A 14,825-nucleotide genomic window follows, 5' to 3' on the forward strand; every position below is an offset into this window, starting at 1 on the left:
CGGTGTCCGGGGAAGGTGTCGGAGGATTCGCGCCGGTGATGGGCAACCGCGTGCGCCCGAATAGGCTCGCTCTTGCCGGAGGCTCAGAGCGGCAGGTTCGATTCCCGCCGCCTCCACCAGAGGTTGCCCGCTGGTCCAATCGTGGTGTGCGCTCCTTCTTGGGCTCCTCCACCGTCGCGGCAAAGGACGGGCTCTCCTCCAGCTCCGGTCTCGCCCCTGCTTGGGGGAACCCGGCCATCGCTCGCGCGGGTTCAGAGGAGCACCTGGCCCGACACCAGGGTAGACGTCCAGTCGCGGTAGCACGTACTGGCCCAGGCCGTTGGCGTAGCGCGCCCAGAACGTGGGTTGAAGAAGAGGTGCGTGGTGCCGTCCGGCAGCGGGCGCTTCACTCTCACTCTCAGTTGTGGTGGCATCCCAGCATGCAAAATACTCGAGACGGAGTTCCCCTTCGGCAAGTGGCGATCGCGATGACGGCGCTCGTCCTCCTGCTGGTTTCTGGAACTGATGCTGCTGCGGCAGAGCCTCCACTGACCTATCTGTCCGCTGCAGAAACGGGCAAAACGATCCGCCGGTGGGATTGTTGCAAGCCAAGCGGCTCATGGCCTGGGAAGGCCGATGTCAAGACCTCTCCGGTCAATGCTTGCGCGAAAGATGGCAAAACAGTGTTGTCCGACCGAAACGCCCTGAACGCCTGCCAAGGCGGCTCTAGCTACATATGTAGTAACAATCAGCCATGGGCCGTGGACGCAAACATGTCGTATGGATTCGCTGCGGCGGCCTTGATGGGCAAAAAAGAGAGCGACTGGCTCTGTGGCTGTTATGCCCTGCAATTTACCAGTGGATTTGTGAAGGGTAAGACGCACGTGGTTCAGGTGATCGACACCGCGGTCTCTGATGGGAAGTCAAACGTTTTCGATCTACTAATCCCCGGCGGTGGTGTCGGTCTATTCAATGGCTGCACCAGTCAGTTTAATGCGCCAGGCGATGGTTGGGGCGCCCGATACGGCGGTGTCAGCAGTAAGGCCGAATGCGCCAGGCTTCCGGCAGATCTGCGGGCGGGTTGTAACTGGCGGTTCGATTGGTTTTCGAACGCGGACAACCCCACGGTCTCTTTCCGGCGCGTCAAGTGTCCAACGGCAATCACTGCAAGGACTGGTTGCATTCGCAAGGTCGAATAGGGAACTGGGACGACCGAGCTACGTGCTCGCCCACGGAGTGAAGGTGGGACTGGTGGAGAGGAGCGCCGACTCCCGGCCGGGTGCTGGTTGGAGTCATGGGGGACGGAGAAGGATTCGAGCTGGCGGGCTCAGGCGGGCAGCGCGCGTGACAGCGCATGGCGCACCGCCGCGCGCACCGGCTCGGGCACCTCATCGCCTGGAATGCGCCGACACAGGGACACCGTGCGCTTGAGCGAGTCGCACGCCTCGGTGCAGCGCGGGCAGCGCGACAGGTGGTCCTCGAGGCGCACACAGGTGGCCTGGTCCACCTCCTGCGCGGCAAACGCCGAGAGTTCCTGCGCCAGTTCCGGACACCCCGGAGCCTCGCCCTGGGCGCCCTCCCCCATCAGGGTAGAGAGGTGCTCGCGCAACTGGAGTCGCGCGCGGTGCAGCCGGCTCTTGAGCGCCCGCACCTCGATGCCCACCACCTTCGCCGCCTCCTCGGCCGTGAGCCCCTCCACGTCCCGGAGGATGAGCACCTCGCGCCAGGCCTCCGGCAGCGCGAGGATGGCCACCTGCAACATCTCCCCCATCTGCCGCGCATGGGAGGCCATGTCCGGCGTCGCCTCCGCCGCGGCGAGGTGGGTGGCCGCGGGAGAGTCGAGGGGTTGGAGCTCCTCGGGCGCACCGACGCGCTTGCGGCGCAGGCGGAAGCAGTGGGTGCGGGCCACCTGGTACAGCCACGTGGACAGCTCCGCGTCACCCCGGAACGCGTGGATGCCGCGGAAGGCCGCCAGCAGCGTCTCCTGGAGCACCTCCTTGGCGTCCTCCTCGGAGCCGCACATGCGCAGGCCGAAGCGGTACACCTGCTCCTCATGGCGGGCGAGAACCTCATCCAACGCCTTGCCGTCGCCAGCGCGCGCGGCCTCTATCAACTGCTCATCGGTTCGCGTCGACATCACCCGCTCGCCTCCTCTTCGAGCACCCGTCACTTCCGTGGCGGAGCATGCTCGGTCGCCAGGATGTCTTCCTGGCCGTCCTCATGGGGATACATAGCGGGAACCTGGCGCCGGTGTTGAAGGGACAGGCCCAGCTGCCTCATGGGGGCGAGGGATTCAGCTCCGCGAGTCCACCACGAAGCCACTGGTGAGGCTCTCGCGGCCCAGTTGGGGACGGAACAGGCCCACGCTCAACCAGACCTGGCGGGGCAGCACGATGAAGGTAACGCTGGCCCAGGGTCCGATTTCTCCGAATCACGCTCGCCATGGGACGGCCGCGGCTCTCTAGTAACGGATGACCTGATAGCCCTCGGCCACCAGGCGCGAGAGCTCCGCCACTCCGTTGTCCGCCACCTCCGCCTGGGGCTGGAGCTTCTTCGGGTCGATGTCGAACTTCTCGAGCGCGTGGCCACAGGCCACCAGCCGCACGCCAGCGGCCTTCGCGACCTGGGCCTCCTTGCGGACCGACTCCGGCACGGCCTTCACGGTCGGGTCCAACACCACCACCGCGCGGCCGTAGCTCAGCCACACCACGTCCGAGAGGTAACCGGACTCCTTGGCCGCCTTCGCGTGCCGGAAGGAGCTGGAGAGCGTGCCGATGTCCTCCAGGCCCGTGGTGGACACGAAGACGAGCTTGCCCTGGCGCGCGGGGACCTTCTTCTCGGGGGCCTGGGGCGCCTGTGACGGCGCCGCGGCGATGGCGGCGAGAGGGGCGGTGACGAGCGCGGCGAGGACGAGCAGCAGGAAGCGATTCATTCGAGGAACTCCACTGCGAGGTTGAGGGGTACTTCGAGAAAGGCGATGTGAGTCGTTACTGGATGGAGAGCAGCTGGATGAGGGCCCAGGCGGACAGCGCCAGGCCCGCGAAGCCGGCGAGGCCCGCGTAGACGACGCGCATGCCCGCGCGGCGAACCATGCTCAGGTGGGTGCCCAACCCCATGGCCGCCATGGCCATCACCATGAGGAAGACGCTGGCGGTGGAGAGCCCAGCCTTGGCGGCGGCGGGCAGCACGCCCACCGAGCCCAGGACGCCCACCGCGAGGAAGCCCAGCACGAACCAGGGGATGGGCGGTTCCTTCCACGAGTAGCGCACCCTGCCGCCCGCGCCGGAGGCGAGCCCCAGCACGACGAGCGCGGGAGCCAGCAGCACCACGCGGGTGAGCTTCACCAGCGTGCCCAGGTCCCCCGCCGAGGTGCCCCAGGTGAAGGCCGCGGCCATCACCTGCGCCACCTCGTGCAGCGTGGCGCCCGAGAGGATGGCGAGCTGCGCCGTGCTCAGCCCCAGCAGCGGCCCCACGAAGACGTAGAAGAGGACGCCCACCGTGCCGAGAATGCCGCACAGGCCCACCGCCAGCGTGGTGTCCTCCTCCTCGGCTCGGGTGACGGAGCTGGCGGCCACCACCGCGCTGGCGCCGCAGATGGAGGTGCCCACGGCCAGCAGCGTGCCCAGCTTCTCCGGAACGCCGAAGCGCTGCGTCACCCAGCGGATGCCCAGAATGCCGCCGACGATGACGGCCAGGGCGAGCAGCAGCACGCGCGGGCCCACCTTCGCCACCAGGCCGAAGTCCAGCCGGGCCCCCATCAGCACGATGCCCAGCCGCAGCACCGTGCGTGCCGAGTAGCGCGTGCCCTCCGTCAGTAGGGCTGGCAGCCCCATCGCGGAGCGGAGCGCGATGCCGATGAACAGGGCCACCGTGAGCGGCCCCACCACCTTCAGCCCCGGGAGCATGGCGAGCCAGTAGCTGGCCACCGCCAGCCCGGCGGCGAGCCCCAGGCCCGGCAGGCGTCGGCGCCAGACTCCCCCCGGAGGAGATGCGGCGGTGGTGGCGGCAGGAGTAGCGAGAGGAGCAGTCATTTCGTGTTCTCGTTCCATCCGGGAGGGCTCGGGTGACGCGCACACCGGCCCGGTGCTCCTCCCAGTTCGGTTTCGTGTCAGGCCGCGGCGGAAGGCGTCCGCGCCATCTCGGCCAAGGCTCACTGCACCTGCTGGGTGCGCAGCACGGGCGGGAGGTCCTCGCCCACGGCGCGCCCTTGCAACGCGTCGTTCAGACGCGGCTTGCCGGCGAGGAAGCGGCGCACCGCCTCGTGCGCGTCAACGTCCAGGACGCGCGGCTCCTGGACGCCGGGAATCCGGCACACCATGTCGGGGGCATCGCCCTCACGCTCGCAGGCCGTCACGGTGTAGAGGCGGTCGTCCTCCACCGGCTTGCCACCGACTTCCAGGGCGAGGAGGCGCTTGCCCTTGGGCGCGTCGGCCCGGAAGCGCAGCGTCATCCCCGAGGGGCGCGGCAGCCACCCGCCAAAGCGCTTCTCCGGCTCCCTGGCGAAGACGTTCTCCAGCTCCTGCTCCCAGAAGGCGCGCAGCTGGCGGCCACTCACCTTGCCCGTCTTCAGCTTGTTGACGATGGGGAAGAAGTTCCACAGGTCCGCCTCACGCACCGGCCCGGGCAGCAGCGGCGTGCCGAAGCGGAAGCCGTTGGAAAGGCCAATCTCCGTCCCTCCGGCGACGCGGATGGCGTCGGCCAGCACGTTGTCGAGCGGGTTCTCCACCACCGCGTAGCGCGCGAGCGTCACATCGGTGCGGCCCACCGGGGAGGACAGCTTCGCCTCGTGCGGAGCGAGTGCGGCGTCCACCAGCCGTGCCACCCGCGGGTCCTCGGGGAAGCGCGAGGCGGTCAGCTCGATGAGCTCCCAGCGGCGGTCCACCACCCTGCCCTCCTCCACCCACAAGTCCAGCCGCCCGAGGAAGGAGCCGAAAGCGCCGGGCTCCACCACCCAGCTCCCGGCCTGCTCAATCGGCGCATAGGTGCGCTCGTGCGTGTCGCTGGACAGGTGGACGTCCACCCCGGGCACCTTGGCGGCGAGGCCCACCGCCTTGGCGAGCCCCACATGCGTCATCAACAGCACCACCTGGGCCCCCTCGCGCTCGCGCACCTCCCGCACGAGCGCCGGCAACTCCTCCGGGCCGTCGTAGCGCAGGCCCTGGCTGTAGCCCGGGGGTTGGCGGCGCGGGACGTCCGGGTCCGTGAAGCCGACGACGGCCACCTTCACCCCACCCACCTCCTTCATGAAGTACGGCGGGAAGAGGCGCTCTCCGCTCGCCGCATCGCGCAGGTTGGCGGCGAAGAGCGGATGCTTCAGCTCGCGAGCCCGCTGCTTGAGCACCTCGGGGCCGTACACCACCTCCCAGTTGCCGGGCACCGCGGCGTCCAGCCCGAGCGCGTTGAGGGGCTCGACGAGGACGCCGCCCTCGGTGAGCGCCGCCGCGCCCGAGCCCTGAATCGTGTCTCCGGCGTCGAGCACCAACACCTCACCGCCGCGCTCGGCGCGAATCCGCTGGATGGCGGCGGCCACACGGGCAAAGCCGCCGGCCTCTTCAATCCGCTCCTTGCCGCCGTGCCAGAAGAGCTCGGGGTGGGCGCGCAACTGCGCGTGCAGGTCCGCCACATAGAGGACGGTGAGCTGCTTGCGCTCGGGCTCGGGGGCGCTGACGGCCAGCGAGGAGATGGAACCCGGCCGCGGCAAGGTACAGCCGGAGCCCAGGCCGCCCAGCGCGAACAGCGCGCCGAGCAGCGAGAAGAGACGCATCATCGTGGAGCACCTTGAGTGAGAGGGACAGCGGAGAGGACACGAGGCGTGCCACGCGAAGTTCCCGAATCGCAGTCAAGGCAGGCATCACTCCCAGGCCGACATGGGGCCGAGGTTGAAGACGTCCTGGAAGCCACGATCCTTCAGGAGGCGCTCGGCGCGGCTGCTGCGCGCGCCACTGCGGCAGTAGATGACGAGGGGCTTCTCCGGCGACCCGAGCTCGGGGAGCCGCCGGAGCAATTCCTCCACGGGGATGTTCACCGCACCTGGCAGGTGCCCGGCGGCGAACTCTTCCGGAGTACGGACATCCACCAGCGTGGCGCCGGCCTCGACCCGTCGATGGGCCTCGGCCCCAGCGGAGCGGTTGTGCGCACAGGAGACGAGGAACAGACCGAGGAACAAGGCTGAGACGACGAGAACGGCCTTCATGGAGCGGCTCCATCGGATTCCGGAGGCCCACGGGCCTCCGAGGGAAGAGGTACGGCCAGGTGAGAGCCTCAAGGGAGGACAAAGGATTCAGCGGCCTCGGTGCATGGCCGCCCTGTCGGACAGCCCCGCGGCATAGGTGCCGAGGTAGAGCGCTCCCATGGCGGGCTCCGACGTGGAGGAGGCGGTATAGGTCACCCGCCCGAGCAGGGGCCGCGCCTCACCCTCCAACCAGGGAATGCGGATGAGCCCGAGCTGCTTGAGTCCCAGCAGGAAGAGCGCGAGCCCGCCGAACTGGAGGAGCCCGCTCCGGTGCTCCGCGAGCGCCCCACCCACGGCGGTGGCCGCCATCCCGAGCGCGACGAACACGGAGCCGAGCCCCAGCGAGAACGCGAGCGCCACACCCCACGGCCGCCGCACGCCACTCCCCGCCTCCCGCAACTGGGACAGGGACACGCCCGCGAGGAAGGACAGGTAGAGCGGGACGAGTGGAAGGACGCAGGGTGACAGGAACGTCAGCAGGCCCGCGAGGAAGATGCCGGGAAGACCGAGACTCATGCCCGCGAGGACACGAGCGGAGCCCTCGGAAGTTCCCGGCCGCGCGCCCTCAAGGAGCCAGGCGGGCCAGGGCGTCGACGAGCACCGGCGTCTCCAGCTCGGAGACGGCCAACGCGGCCTGACCGCCCCCGCGCGACGCCACGCAGATGCGCTCACCGAGGGGGCCCTGCGTGCAGCGCGTCTCCTCTCCGGCGAAGCTCGCCGCCTCCCGCGCCGCGGTAGAGCCCGGCGGCGGCAGGAAGAGTGTCATCGCCTTGCCCTCCTCGTGCCGGTACAGCAGCGAGGCGGAGAGCTGTCCATGCAACCGGCAGCGGCGGGCGCCTAGCAGCGTCGCGCCGGGCACCACCGGCACCTCCACCGCATAGCCCACCTCCTGCTCTACCCACGCCTTCACCGCGGCCGGGTCCGGGGATTCGAACTCGCAGGGGGTGGCACGCGAGAAAGCCTTGAGGTGGTGCCGCTCGAGATCCATCGCCAGCGCGTCATTCATGGCGCCAGGCCACGACGACCAGAGGACGCCCACGGACGCGAGCGCCGCCGCCAGGCCCACCGTCCATCGCCGCCGCCGGGAGGCGGGGCGGGCGCGCGGAGCCAGCCGGGAGACACGCTCCGTCAGCTCGGGCGGCACGTGCGTCTCCGTGGCGGCCTGGGCCTTCAGCGACTCGCTCAGCGAGACATAGCGGGCCGCCTCCCGGGCACAGCCCACGCATCGCGACAGGTGCTGCTCCACGGCCTGCCCCTCGTGTGCCTGGACCTCTCCGTCGAACCACGCGGAGAGACGCTCCTGCCACTCCGGGCTACAGGCTTCCATGTGCCTTCTCCTTCTCGAGGAAGTCGAGCATCGCCACCCGGGCCCGCGCAAGGCGCGAGCGCACGGTGCCCACCGGGCAGCCCTGCACCTGGGCGATCTCCTCGTAACTCAGCTCTTCGACTTCGCGCAGCCACAGCGCGTCACGCCACTCCGGGGCCAGCGACTCCAACGCCGCCTTCATGCCCGAGCTGAGCGTCTGGGCGTGCAGCTCCGCCTCCAGGTCCGCGGAAGGCTCGGAAGGGGCATCCTTGCCCAGCCCACCCTCCAGCACTTCCAACCGGGGACGCAGGCCCCGGCGGGAGTTGAGGAAGGTGGTGCGCTGCACGGCGAGCAACCACCCCTTGAGCCGCTCCGGGTCGCGCAACTCGCCACGCCGCTCCAGAGCGCGCGCCACCGTCTCCTGCACGAGGTCATCCGCCTCCGCCGGGCTGCCCGTCAGGCGGCGGCCTACCCGTCGTAGGGCTGGCAGGTGCTCCAGGGCACGTTCGATGAAGGACCGGCTGCTCACGTTTCTCCAGGACACGGCGGCGGTCGAGAAAAGTTCCCGAGGGATGATGCCACCGCAGTGGAGGAGCCCTCCTCCCGCGGCGGCAGACGCACCGGGGCTACGGAGCGGACGTCGCGCCCAGGCTCGGAGTCCCCGCGCTCGCGTTCGGTCGCGCTTGCAGCACCTGGGCGAGGTACATGCCGGCGAACATGGTGGGCACGAAGACGAGCAACTGCGTCGCGCCGGTGGCGAGCGAGGTGAGCGCGGGTCCTGGGCAGTAGCCGCCAAGCCCCCAGCCCACGCCGAAGAGGCCCGCGCCCACGAGGAGCTTGCGGTCCACCCCGCTGGCGGAGAAGGCGGGGAACTTCGCGGCGAAGAGGGGCCGCTCCCGCTTGTGGATGAGGGGCCGCAGCGCCGCGTGCACGGCGATGGCGCCGCCCATGACGAAGGCGAGCCGGAAGTCCCAGTCGCCGACGATGTCGAGGAAGCCCAGGACGTTGGCCGGGTCCGTCATGCCGCTGAGGCCCAGGCCGAGGGCGAAGAGGAGGCCGCTGAGGAACGCACTGATGTTGGGACGCATGGGGAGCTCTCTAGAAGACGTGGCGGGCCAGGAAGACGGTGAGGATGCCCGTGGCCATGAAGGTGAGCGTGGCCGCGATGGAACGGGCCGAGCCCCGGCTGATGCCGCAGACGCCATGTCCACTGGTGCAGCCGTTGCCCAGCCGCGAACCGAAGCCGACCAGCAGGCCGGCCGCCACCAGCAGGGCCACTCCGCCCGCGCTCAGGGACACCGGAGCCGCGAAGGACGCGGGGCGCAGCCACGCCAGCAGCAGGCCGCCGGTAACCAGCCCGCCGAAGAAGAGCACGCGCCAGGCGATGTCGCCACGAACGGGCGCCAGCAGCGAGCCCACCACACCGCTGATGCCGGCCACCCGGCCATTGGCCAGGAGGAGAAGGGAGGCACTCAGCCCGATGAGTGCTCCGCCCAGGAGAGGAAGGAGGAGGGAAGAAGTCATGTCCTTTTAGAGCCAGGCTCCTGGAAGAGGATTCACCCGTTCAGCAACCGCGCCGCTTCGGGGCCGGTTGGAGGGGTGAAGCTAGCGCGCGTGCGCCTCGAGCAGCTCGCGCACCCTCCGCTCGAAGAAATCCTGGTCCCGCTCCCCGCTGACCGACGCCACGATGAGGCCCCGCGCATCGATGAAAACGGTGGAGGGCACCTGGTTCACCCCCAAGGGCCCGAGCACCTCCCCTTCCGCATAGGCCAGGCGCATCTGCACCCCAAGCTGCTGCGCCACCGTGCGCACACGCTCCACCTCGAGCAGGGAGAGGGCCACGAAGCCCACGCCCTTCCCCTCGTACTCGCGGCGGACCTTCTCGAGTTCGGGCAACTCCCGAACGCAGGAGAGTCAACCAGGCACCCAGAGGTTGATGACCCAGGGGCGGCCCAGCAGCGCCTGGCGATCCAGCGGGGTGCCATCCGCGAAGTGCGCCTTGAACGTGTCCGGCACCGGGCGGTGGGGTTTATCGTAGACGTCGCAGCCGGAGGCCAGCACCCACAGCCCCAGCAGCAGCCTCCCGAGAGTGTCCCTGCGGCTCATCGACATCGCGACGTCTCCTTCAACATCGGTGATGGTAGACTTTTGGGGGCCTGGACGTCTGGGTCTACGTGCTTGCTATAGACTCACCGCCGCCCCGAAGCAGTTGACGGCCCTGGCGTCAGCCCCGTCAGGACGCCGGCGAGCGTGGCGATATGCCGCTCGTCGGTGCCACAGCATCCGCCGAGCAGGCGCGTGCCGAGTTCCGCGTGCACGCGGGCCATCTCCCGCGCGAAGGCGTCCGGGGGCTCGCTGTCGAGCTCCGCCCGCCCGTCGAGCTCCTCGGGTGAGAGGCGGGAGGTGTTGGCCTGCAAGCCCACCACGCGCTCGCCGAGTGAGGGCCAGGCCGCCAGCTGGCGCGCCATCCCCTCGCGAAAGACGTAGGGATGGACGCAGTTCACCATGTACGCCGTCGGGCGCGCGCCGGGCAGGGCGTCGATCCGCGCCACGGCCTCACCCAGCGGGGTGCCGTCGAGCAGCGTCCCGGTGGGACGCAAAACGAAGCTCAAGAGGAACGGCGCCCCCGTGCGCGCCATCGCGAGCGCCAGACCCTCGGCCTCCGAGAGGGCCGGCAGCGCCTGGGCCACGAGGAAGTCCACCTCCGCACGCGCGAGCGCCTCCACGTGCGGCGCGTGGAACGCCGCCGCCTCCCCGCGCGGCAGGGCCTCCGCGGGCTGGTAGGCGTCCCCGCGACACCCGACGAGCCCGCCGATGAAGACGTCTGCGCCCCGGTCGCCGACCTCGTCGCGCAGTCCCGCCAGCAGCCCCACCGCCTTGCCGAAGACGTCCCGGCCGGAGAGGCCCGCACGCGCGAGCCGCTCCGCGTTCGCGCGCCAGGTGGGCGTGAGGAGGAGGGTGGGCAGGCCGTGGCGCAGGCCGATATCGCGGTAGTCGCGGTAGATGCCGGCGAGCGCCTCGCGCCCCTCCGGCCTGAAGAGGAGGCCCGCGTTGGCCACGTGCGGGTCCAGCAGTCCCGCGGGGTGGCGGCGCAGGCGCTCGACCACGGAGCCTTCGGCGAGCAGCAGCGGCGCCTCGTGCAGGGCGCGGAGGAACGGTGCGTGTCTCGCCAGGAGTCCCATCAGCGCCCCTCCGTCATCGTCAGCACCATCCGGAACTTCGCCTCGCCGGACTTCATTCGCGCGAAGGCCTCGCCCGCCCTCTCGAGCGGCAGAGTCTCGATGCGCGGCAGGACGTTGGCAAGGACGCTGAAGTCCAGCGTCTTCTCGGCCTCGAACGGCGTGCCGGTGATGGTCCCTTGCACCAGCCGCTCGCCCACCACCAGTGGGCCGGGTGAGACGGTCAGCGGGGCCTTCCCGACCCCTACGACGAGGAGGGTTCCCTGCGGCGCCAGGGCCGGCAGGAGCGCCGACGCCGCGGCGCTGTCCGAGATGGTCGTCATGACGACCTGGGCGCCGCCCATCTCGTGGAGGCGGGCGACAGCATCCTCCTGCGCGCTGTCGACATAGGTGTGCGCCCCCAGGCCGAGAACGTCATTCGCGATGTCTGCGCCGCGCCCGATGGCCACGACCTTGAAGCCCATCTTGCGCGCATACTGGACTGCGAGGTGGCCCAGGCCGCCGATGCCCTGGATGGCGACGAGGTCTCCTGCCTGCGCGCCCGACTTCTTGAGGGCGTTGAAGGTCGCAATCCCCGCGCACAGCAGGGGCGCAGCTTCCTCGGAGCCGAGCGCGTCCGGGATTGCCACCAGGCCTGTGCTTCGCGCGACCATCATCTCGGCATAGCCGCCGTCCTGCGAGGTGCCGACGAAGGGCTGGTTCCCGCAGAGCTGGAACTGCCCGCGGCGGCACTGGTCGCATGCATTGCAGTGCCCCCCGAGCCGGCCCACGCCGACGCGCTGGCCCACCCTCCAGAGTGCGGGCGTGCCGGCACCCACCGCGGCGATCCGGCCGACGACCTCGTGTCCGGGGACACGCAGGAACTGCTGCCCGTCGATGGTGCTGGCATCCGCGCCGCAGATGCCACACGCCTCGACCCGGAGCAGCACTTCTCCCGCCCCAGGCTCCGGCGTCTGCCGCTCGACCAACTCCAGCACTCCCGGCCGGGTCGCCTGCATGGCGCGGTACGTCTTTGCCAAGGCCATCTCCTGCACGCCGTCCTTCGAACGACTCCTGGTCATGGTTGCTCCTTTCATGGGTTCGGCGCCGCCAGCGCGGCCGCCACGCCGCGGGTCGCGGCATCCAGGGCGCCGGCGACATAGCCGGGGCGGGCCTCTCCTGAGAGTCCGAGCGAGCATGAGTCATGAGCGCGAGAGCGCGGGGACGACGGGTGGCCAAATCCGGGGACGTATCACCGCGATGCCTGGGGAATCCTTCCAAGGGTCAGCTGTACTTGTTGCGTCCTGCCATGACGCCGCCGTCGACATCCCAGATTGCGCCGGTGACCCAAGAGGTCTCGTTCGACAACAGATGGGCGATGGTCCGCGCAACATCCTCTACGCGGCCCACACGGCCGATCGGATGGAATCCGTTGAACCCCTGAAGCGCACTGTGAACCTGCTCCTTCGGGATGAACCCCTCGTAGATGGGGGTCTCGACGACTGCCGGCGAAACCGCGTTGACGCGGATGCCATGGCCGGCCAACTCCATCGCCAGGTGCTGCGTCAGCGAGTGAAGTCCTGCCTTGGCCATCGAATAGGCCGAGGAGGGAGTGGCCTGGATGGCCTGCCTGGCCCACATCGAGCCGATGTTGACAATCGCGCCCCCCTTGCGCAGCGCGACCATGGACCTGGCGACGGCCTGCGTGATGAAGAAGGTGGCCTAGTTGCTCCCTTGCGGGTACCTGGTGAACGTCGGGACGCAGCGGTCGGCGACGGCCCGACACGGAAAGCCTCAGGTGGCCTGGTAGATGCGGACGTCCGGGGCGGCGTCGAGGAGCGGCTTCAGCGCGGTCACGACGTCGGCGGTGAACAGGTCGGTCTTGAGGTAGGCGCTGGCCTGCTGCGCCGTGTCGAACCCGTGCAGCACCTGCACGTCCTCGTCACGGACGAGGAGCTCCTTCGACTTCGAGCCGGCGATCGTCTCGAGGAAGGGCGCCTTGTAGCGTTGGTAGACGCCAGCGGCTGCAGGGCGGTTGGCGGGAGAAATCTTCAGGGTGATTTGCAGGTAGACCATGGGTGTCCTCCGTCTTGGCTTCTGTGCTCCGTGAAAGGTAGGCTATCCCGTCGGAGCAGCTTCGACGGGCAGCCTTCGGCTCTGGTACGAGCCTGAGAGGGGAGGTCGGCCCCGGCGCACCGTGGTCCGACGCAGGATTCATCGTCCAGAGCACCCGCCGCCGCAATCGAGAGTTTCTTGGCATGCGGCAAAGGAAATCTTGACCGGCTATGAGCGCACCTGAATACCTCAACGCCCTGCGTGCCTTCGAGGCGGCGGCCAGGCACGAGAGCTTCTCCGCCGCGGCCGCCGAGCTCCACGTGACCCCGGCGGCGGTCGGACAGCTCGTGCGAAGCCTCGAGGACGTGCTCGGCACACCGCTGTTCCACCGGGGCACGAGCGGACGCAAACGGCTCGTCCTCACCGAGGCGGCCCAGCGGGCCCTGCCGGATATCCGTGCGGGGTTCGAGCGGCTGAGCGCCGGCGTCGCGCGGCTGAAGGAGGGCTCGTCGACCGGCGTGCTGACCGTGACGGTCAGCCCCGCCTTCGCGGCCAAGTGGCTCCTGCCGCGCCTCGAGCGATTCCAGGCCGCATGGCCGGAGCTGGACGTGCGGCTCGACGCGTCCACCGAGTTGCTCGACTTCGCCGCGCGCGGCGTCGATATCGGCGTGCGCTACGGCGCTGGGGTCTGGCCCGGGCTGACCGCCGAGAAGCTCTTGGACGAGGAGGTCTATCCCGTTTGCTCGCCTGCCCTCCTGCGGCAGAGCCGCCGTCTGCGCCGGCCGTCGGATCTGGTCGGCCTACGGCTCATCCACGACCGGTCCGTGGATGCCCGCTCGGGATTCGCCACGTGGGATGCCTGGCTCGAGAAGGCGGGCGCAAGGGACGTCGGCACGAAGCGAGGCCTGCGTATCAACAACTCCGCTGCCGTGCTGCAGGCGGCAATCGACGGACAGGGCGTGGCGCTGGCCCGCAGCATCATGGCGCATGACGACCTCGCGGCCGGACGGCTGGTGCGCCTGTTCCCGGAGGTGGAGTTCTCCTCGGTGCTCTCCTACTACGTGGTCTACCGGCCCGATTGCGCCACGCTCCCCAAGCTCGTTGCGTTTCGTGACTGGCTCGTCCGCGAAGCGTCCACGGGGTAATCGTCGGGGCTAGGTGCCCATTCGATCCAGTGTAGCTGGTGGCCCGTGCCAGGCGCGCGAGAACGGGCCTGGTACTACGAGGTAACTTCGGAAGTGACTGCAACGGCCGAGGTGGAGTTGACGCGCGACTACCTGCTCTGGTGCGAGCGCACCGGCAGGCCCGTGGACTGTCTGCGCCTGCTGACGGAGAGCCCCACCATCAACGGGGATGGTCGTTTCGCGCTCGCCATGGCCCTGGCCAAGGGCGCCGTGCTGGACACGAGATGCTGGAGGCGTTCAAGGACATGGCCGACCCTCACGCCATGGTGGTGGCGGTTCTCTGGACCTGGACGACGTACATGGTCCTCGTCTCCATTCCCGACGTGACGATCTCGAAGGGCCTCGCAGCCGTGATGACCGCCACGAAACGAGCTGCGCGCAGCGGGCGAGCGGTATGGCAAGCTCATGGGCCGGAACGCGGCGCGAGCGTTCGCCATGCGGGCCATGGCAGCCATCGGCAACACGGCGCCGGGGCTGGCTGCGAAGGTGCCGACGCTGCCCGGCTCGATGCAAGCGGCTGTACAAGCCGAGACGCAGGTGGGCATCCGGCTTGCGGCGGTGGGAGAAGTGGAGACGGTCGATCAGAGACTTGGGAGGAGAACCGTGAAGATTCAGCTTTCCGACCTGCGACGGGCAGCAAATGCCCTGTTCGACCATCTGGAGCGAACTGGCCGTACGGAGATCGAAGTCACCGAGGACTTCTACTGGAGCATCCCGGAGAAGCACCTGTACTCGGTGTACACTCCCCCACCCGAGTCCGAGCTGACGATGGGGCAGTTGTCCGATGACTGGAACGAGGTGGCGAAGATTGCGTCCGGCCAACGTCCCCCGACCGCCTATGCCCTGGTCTGGCTCTCGTCACTCCTGCGCATCATCGGCTCGAAGCTCATCTCCTGAAGAACACGCCGGGC

The 14,825-nt window shown here is 69.4% G+C and carries 19 protein-coding genes and 1 pseudogene; 4 read left to right on the forward strand and 16 right to left on the reverse strand.

What is annotated here, in order from left to right:
* Positions 1 to 455 precede the first annotated feature (455 nt).
* Entirely contained in the window at positions 456 to 1,178 is a 723-nt protein-coding gene (locus NR810_RS23880) for a hypothetical protein (protein ID WP_257455648.1), read from the forward strand.
* Positions 1,179 to 1,306: 128 nt separating this feature from the next.
* Here the strand turns inward: NR810_RS23880 and NR810_RS23885 are convergent, their stop codons facing one another.
* The 16 genes from NR810_RS23885 to NR810_RS23960 all read right to left on the reverse strand — a co-directional run bounded on the left by NR810_RS23885 (position 1,307) and on the right by NR810_RS23960 (position 12,751).
* Complete coding sequence (locus tag NR810_RS23885; RefSeq protein ID WP_257455650.1) at positions 1,307 to 2,116, reverse strand: sigma-70 family RNA polymerase sigma factor; 810 nt, start codon at positions 2,114 to 2,116, stop codon at positions 1,307 to 1,309.
* A gap of 324 nt (positions 2,117 to 2,440) precedes the next feature.
* Entirely contained in the window at positions 2,441 to 2,911 is a 471-nt protein-coding gene (locus NR810_RS23890; protein WP_257455652.1) for a DsrE family protein, read from the reverse strand.
* Positions 2,912 to 2,966: 55 nt separating this feature from the next.
* A complete protein-coding gene (locus NR810_RS23895) occupies positions 2,967 to 4,010 on the reverse strand; it encodes a YeiH family protein (protein ID WP_257455653.1) in 1,044 nt (347 codons plus the stop codon).
* 119 nt (positions 4,011 to 4,129) lie between these two features.
* Positions 4,130 to 5,746, reverse strand: a complete 1,617-nt coding sequence (locus NR810_RS23900) for a bifunctional metallophosphatase/5'-nucleotidase (protein WP_257455654.1) — start codon at positions 5,744 to 5,746, stop codon at positions 4,130 to 4,132.
* Positions 5,747 to 5,830: 84 nt separating this feature from the next.
* Positions 5,831 to 6,172: a rhodanese-like domain-containing protein gene (locus NR810_RS23905; protein WP_257455655.1), complete on the reverse strand. Its 342-nt coding sequence runs from the start codon at positions 6,170 to 6,172 to the stop codon at positions 5,831 to 5,833.
* A gap of 87 nt (positions 6,173 to 6,259) precedes the next feature.
* Entirely contained in the window at positions 6,260 to 6,727 is a 468-nt protein-coding gene (locus NR810_RS23910) for a cytochrome c biogenesis CcdA family protein (protein WP_257455656.1), read from the reverse strand.
* Positions 6,728 to 6,776: 49 nt separating this feature from the next.
* Positions 6,777 to 7,538: an anti-sigma factor family protein gene (locus tag NR810_RS23915; RefSeq protein ID WP_257455658.1), complete on the reverse strand. Its 762-nt coding sequence runs from the start codon at positions 7,536 to 7,538 to the stop codon at positions 6,777 to 6,779.
* Complete coding sequence (locus NR810_RS23920; protein WP_257455660.1) at positions 7,525 to 8,046, reverse strand: RNA polymerase sigma factor; 522 nt, start codon at positions 8,044 to 8,046, stop codon at positions 7,525 to 7,527. Before NR810_RS23920 ends, NR810_RS23915 begins: the two co-directional genes overlap by 14 nt.
* A gap of 97 nt (positions 8,047 to 8,143) precedes the next feature.
* A complete protein-coding gene (locus tag NR810_RS23925) occupies positions 8,144 to 8,605 on the reverse strand; it encodes a DUF6691 family protein (RefSeq protein WP_257455661.1) in 462 nt (153 codons plus the stop codon).
* Positions 8,606 to 8,615: 10 nt separating this feature from the next.
* On the reverse strand, positions 8,616 to 9,041 hold the full coding sequence (locus NR810_RS23930) for a YeeE/YedE family protein (RefSeq protein ID WP_257455662.1): 426 nt from the start codon (positions 9,039 to 9,041) through the stop codon (positions 8,616 to 8,618).
* 81 nt (positions 9,042 to 9,122) lie between these two features.
* On the reverse strand, positions 9,123 to 9,413 hold the full coding sequence (locus tag NR810_RS23935; protein WP_257455665.1) for a TlpA family protein disulfide reductase: 291 nt from the start codon (positions 9,411 to 9,413) through the stop codon (positions 9,123 to 9,125).
* Positions 9,414 to 9,431: 18 nt separating this feature from the next.
* On the reverse strand, positions 9,432 to 9,623 hold the full coding sequence (locus NR810_RS23940) for a hypothetical protein (protein ID WP_257455667.1): 192 nt from the start codon (positions 9,621 to 9,623) through the stop codon (positions 9,432 to 9,434).
* A gap of 83 nt (positions 9,624 to 9,706) precedes the next feature.
* Positions 9,707 to 10,699: a homocysteine S-methyltransferase family protein gene (locus NR810_RS23945; protein ID WP_257455668.1), complete on the reverse strand. Its 993-nt coding sequence runs from the start codon at positions 10,697 to 10,699 to the stop codon at positions 9,707 to 9,709.
* Positions 10,699 to 11,757 (reverse strand): alcohol dehydrogenase catalytic domain-containing protein, encoded by a 1,059-nt coding sequence (locus NR810_RS23950; RefSeq protein ID WP_257455669.1) that lies wholly within the window; start codon positions 11,755 to 11,757, stop codon positions 10,699 to 10,701. The genes NR810_RS23945 and NR810_RS23950 overlap by 1 nt, the downstream gene beginning before the upstream one ends.
* A gap of 202 nt (positions 11,758 to 11,959) precedes the next feature.
* Positions 11,960 to 12,385 carry an SDR family NAD(P)-dependent oxidoreductase gene (locus tag NR810_RS23955; RefSeq protein WP_257455876.1) on the reverse strand — a complete coding sequence of 142 codons (426 nt, stop codon included), beginning with the start codon at positions 12,383 to 12,385 and terminating at the stop codon, positions 11,960 to 11,962.
* An 84-nt stretch (positions 12,386 to 12,469) separates the two neighbouring features.
* Positions 12,470 to 12,751, reverse strand: a complete 282-nt coding sequence (locus NR810_RS23960) for a hypothetical protein (RefSeq protein ID WP_257455670.1) — start codon at positions 12,749 to 12,751, stop codon at positions 12,470 to 12,472.
* Between the two features lie 209 nt (positions 12,752 to 12,960).
* Here NR810_RS23960 and gcvA point away from each other — a divergent pair, with 209 nt between their 5' ends.
* The 3 genes and pseudogenes from gcvA to NR810_RS23975 all read left to right on the forward strand — a co-directional run bounded on the left by gcvA (position 12,961) and on the right by NR810_RS23975 (position 14,811).
* Positions 12,961 to 13,875: a transcriptional regulator GcvA gene (gene gcvA / locus NR810_RS23965; RefSeq protein WP_257455671.1), complete on the forward strand. Its 915-nt coding sequence runs from the start codon at positions 12,961 to 12,963 to the stop codon at positions 13,873 to 13,875.
* Positions 13,876 to 13,971: 96 nt separating this feature from the next.
* Positions 13,972 to 14,493 (forward strand): annotated as a pseudogene (locus NR810_RS53030) (AHH domain-containing protein); the annotation flags it as partial.
* A 24-nt stretch (positions 14,494 to 14,517) separates the two neighbouring features.
* On the forward strand, positions 14,518 to 14,811 hold the full coding sequence (locus tag NR810_RS23975) for a hypothetical protein (protein ID WP_257455877.1): 294 nt from the start codon (positions 14,518 to 14,520) through the stop codon (positions 14,809 to 14,811).
* Positions 14,812 to 14,825 lie beyond the last annotated feature (14 nt).

The sequence above is a fragment of the Archangium lipolyticum genome (genome assembly GCF_024623785.1).
Lineage (GTDB): Bacteria > Myxococcota > Myxococcia > Myxococcales > Myxococcaceae > Archangium > Archangium lipolyticum.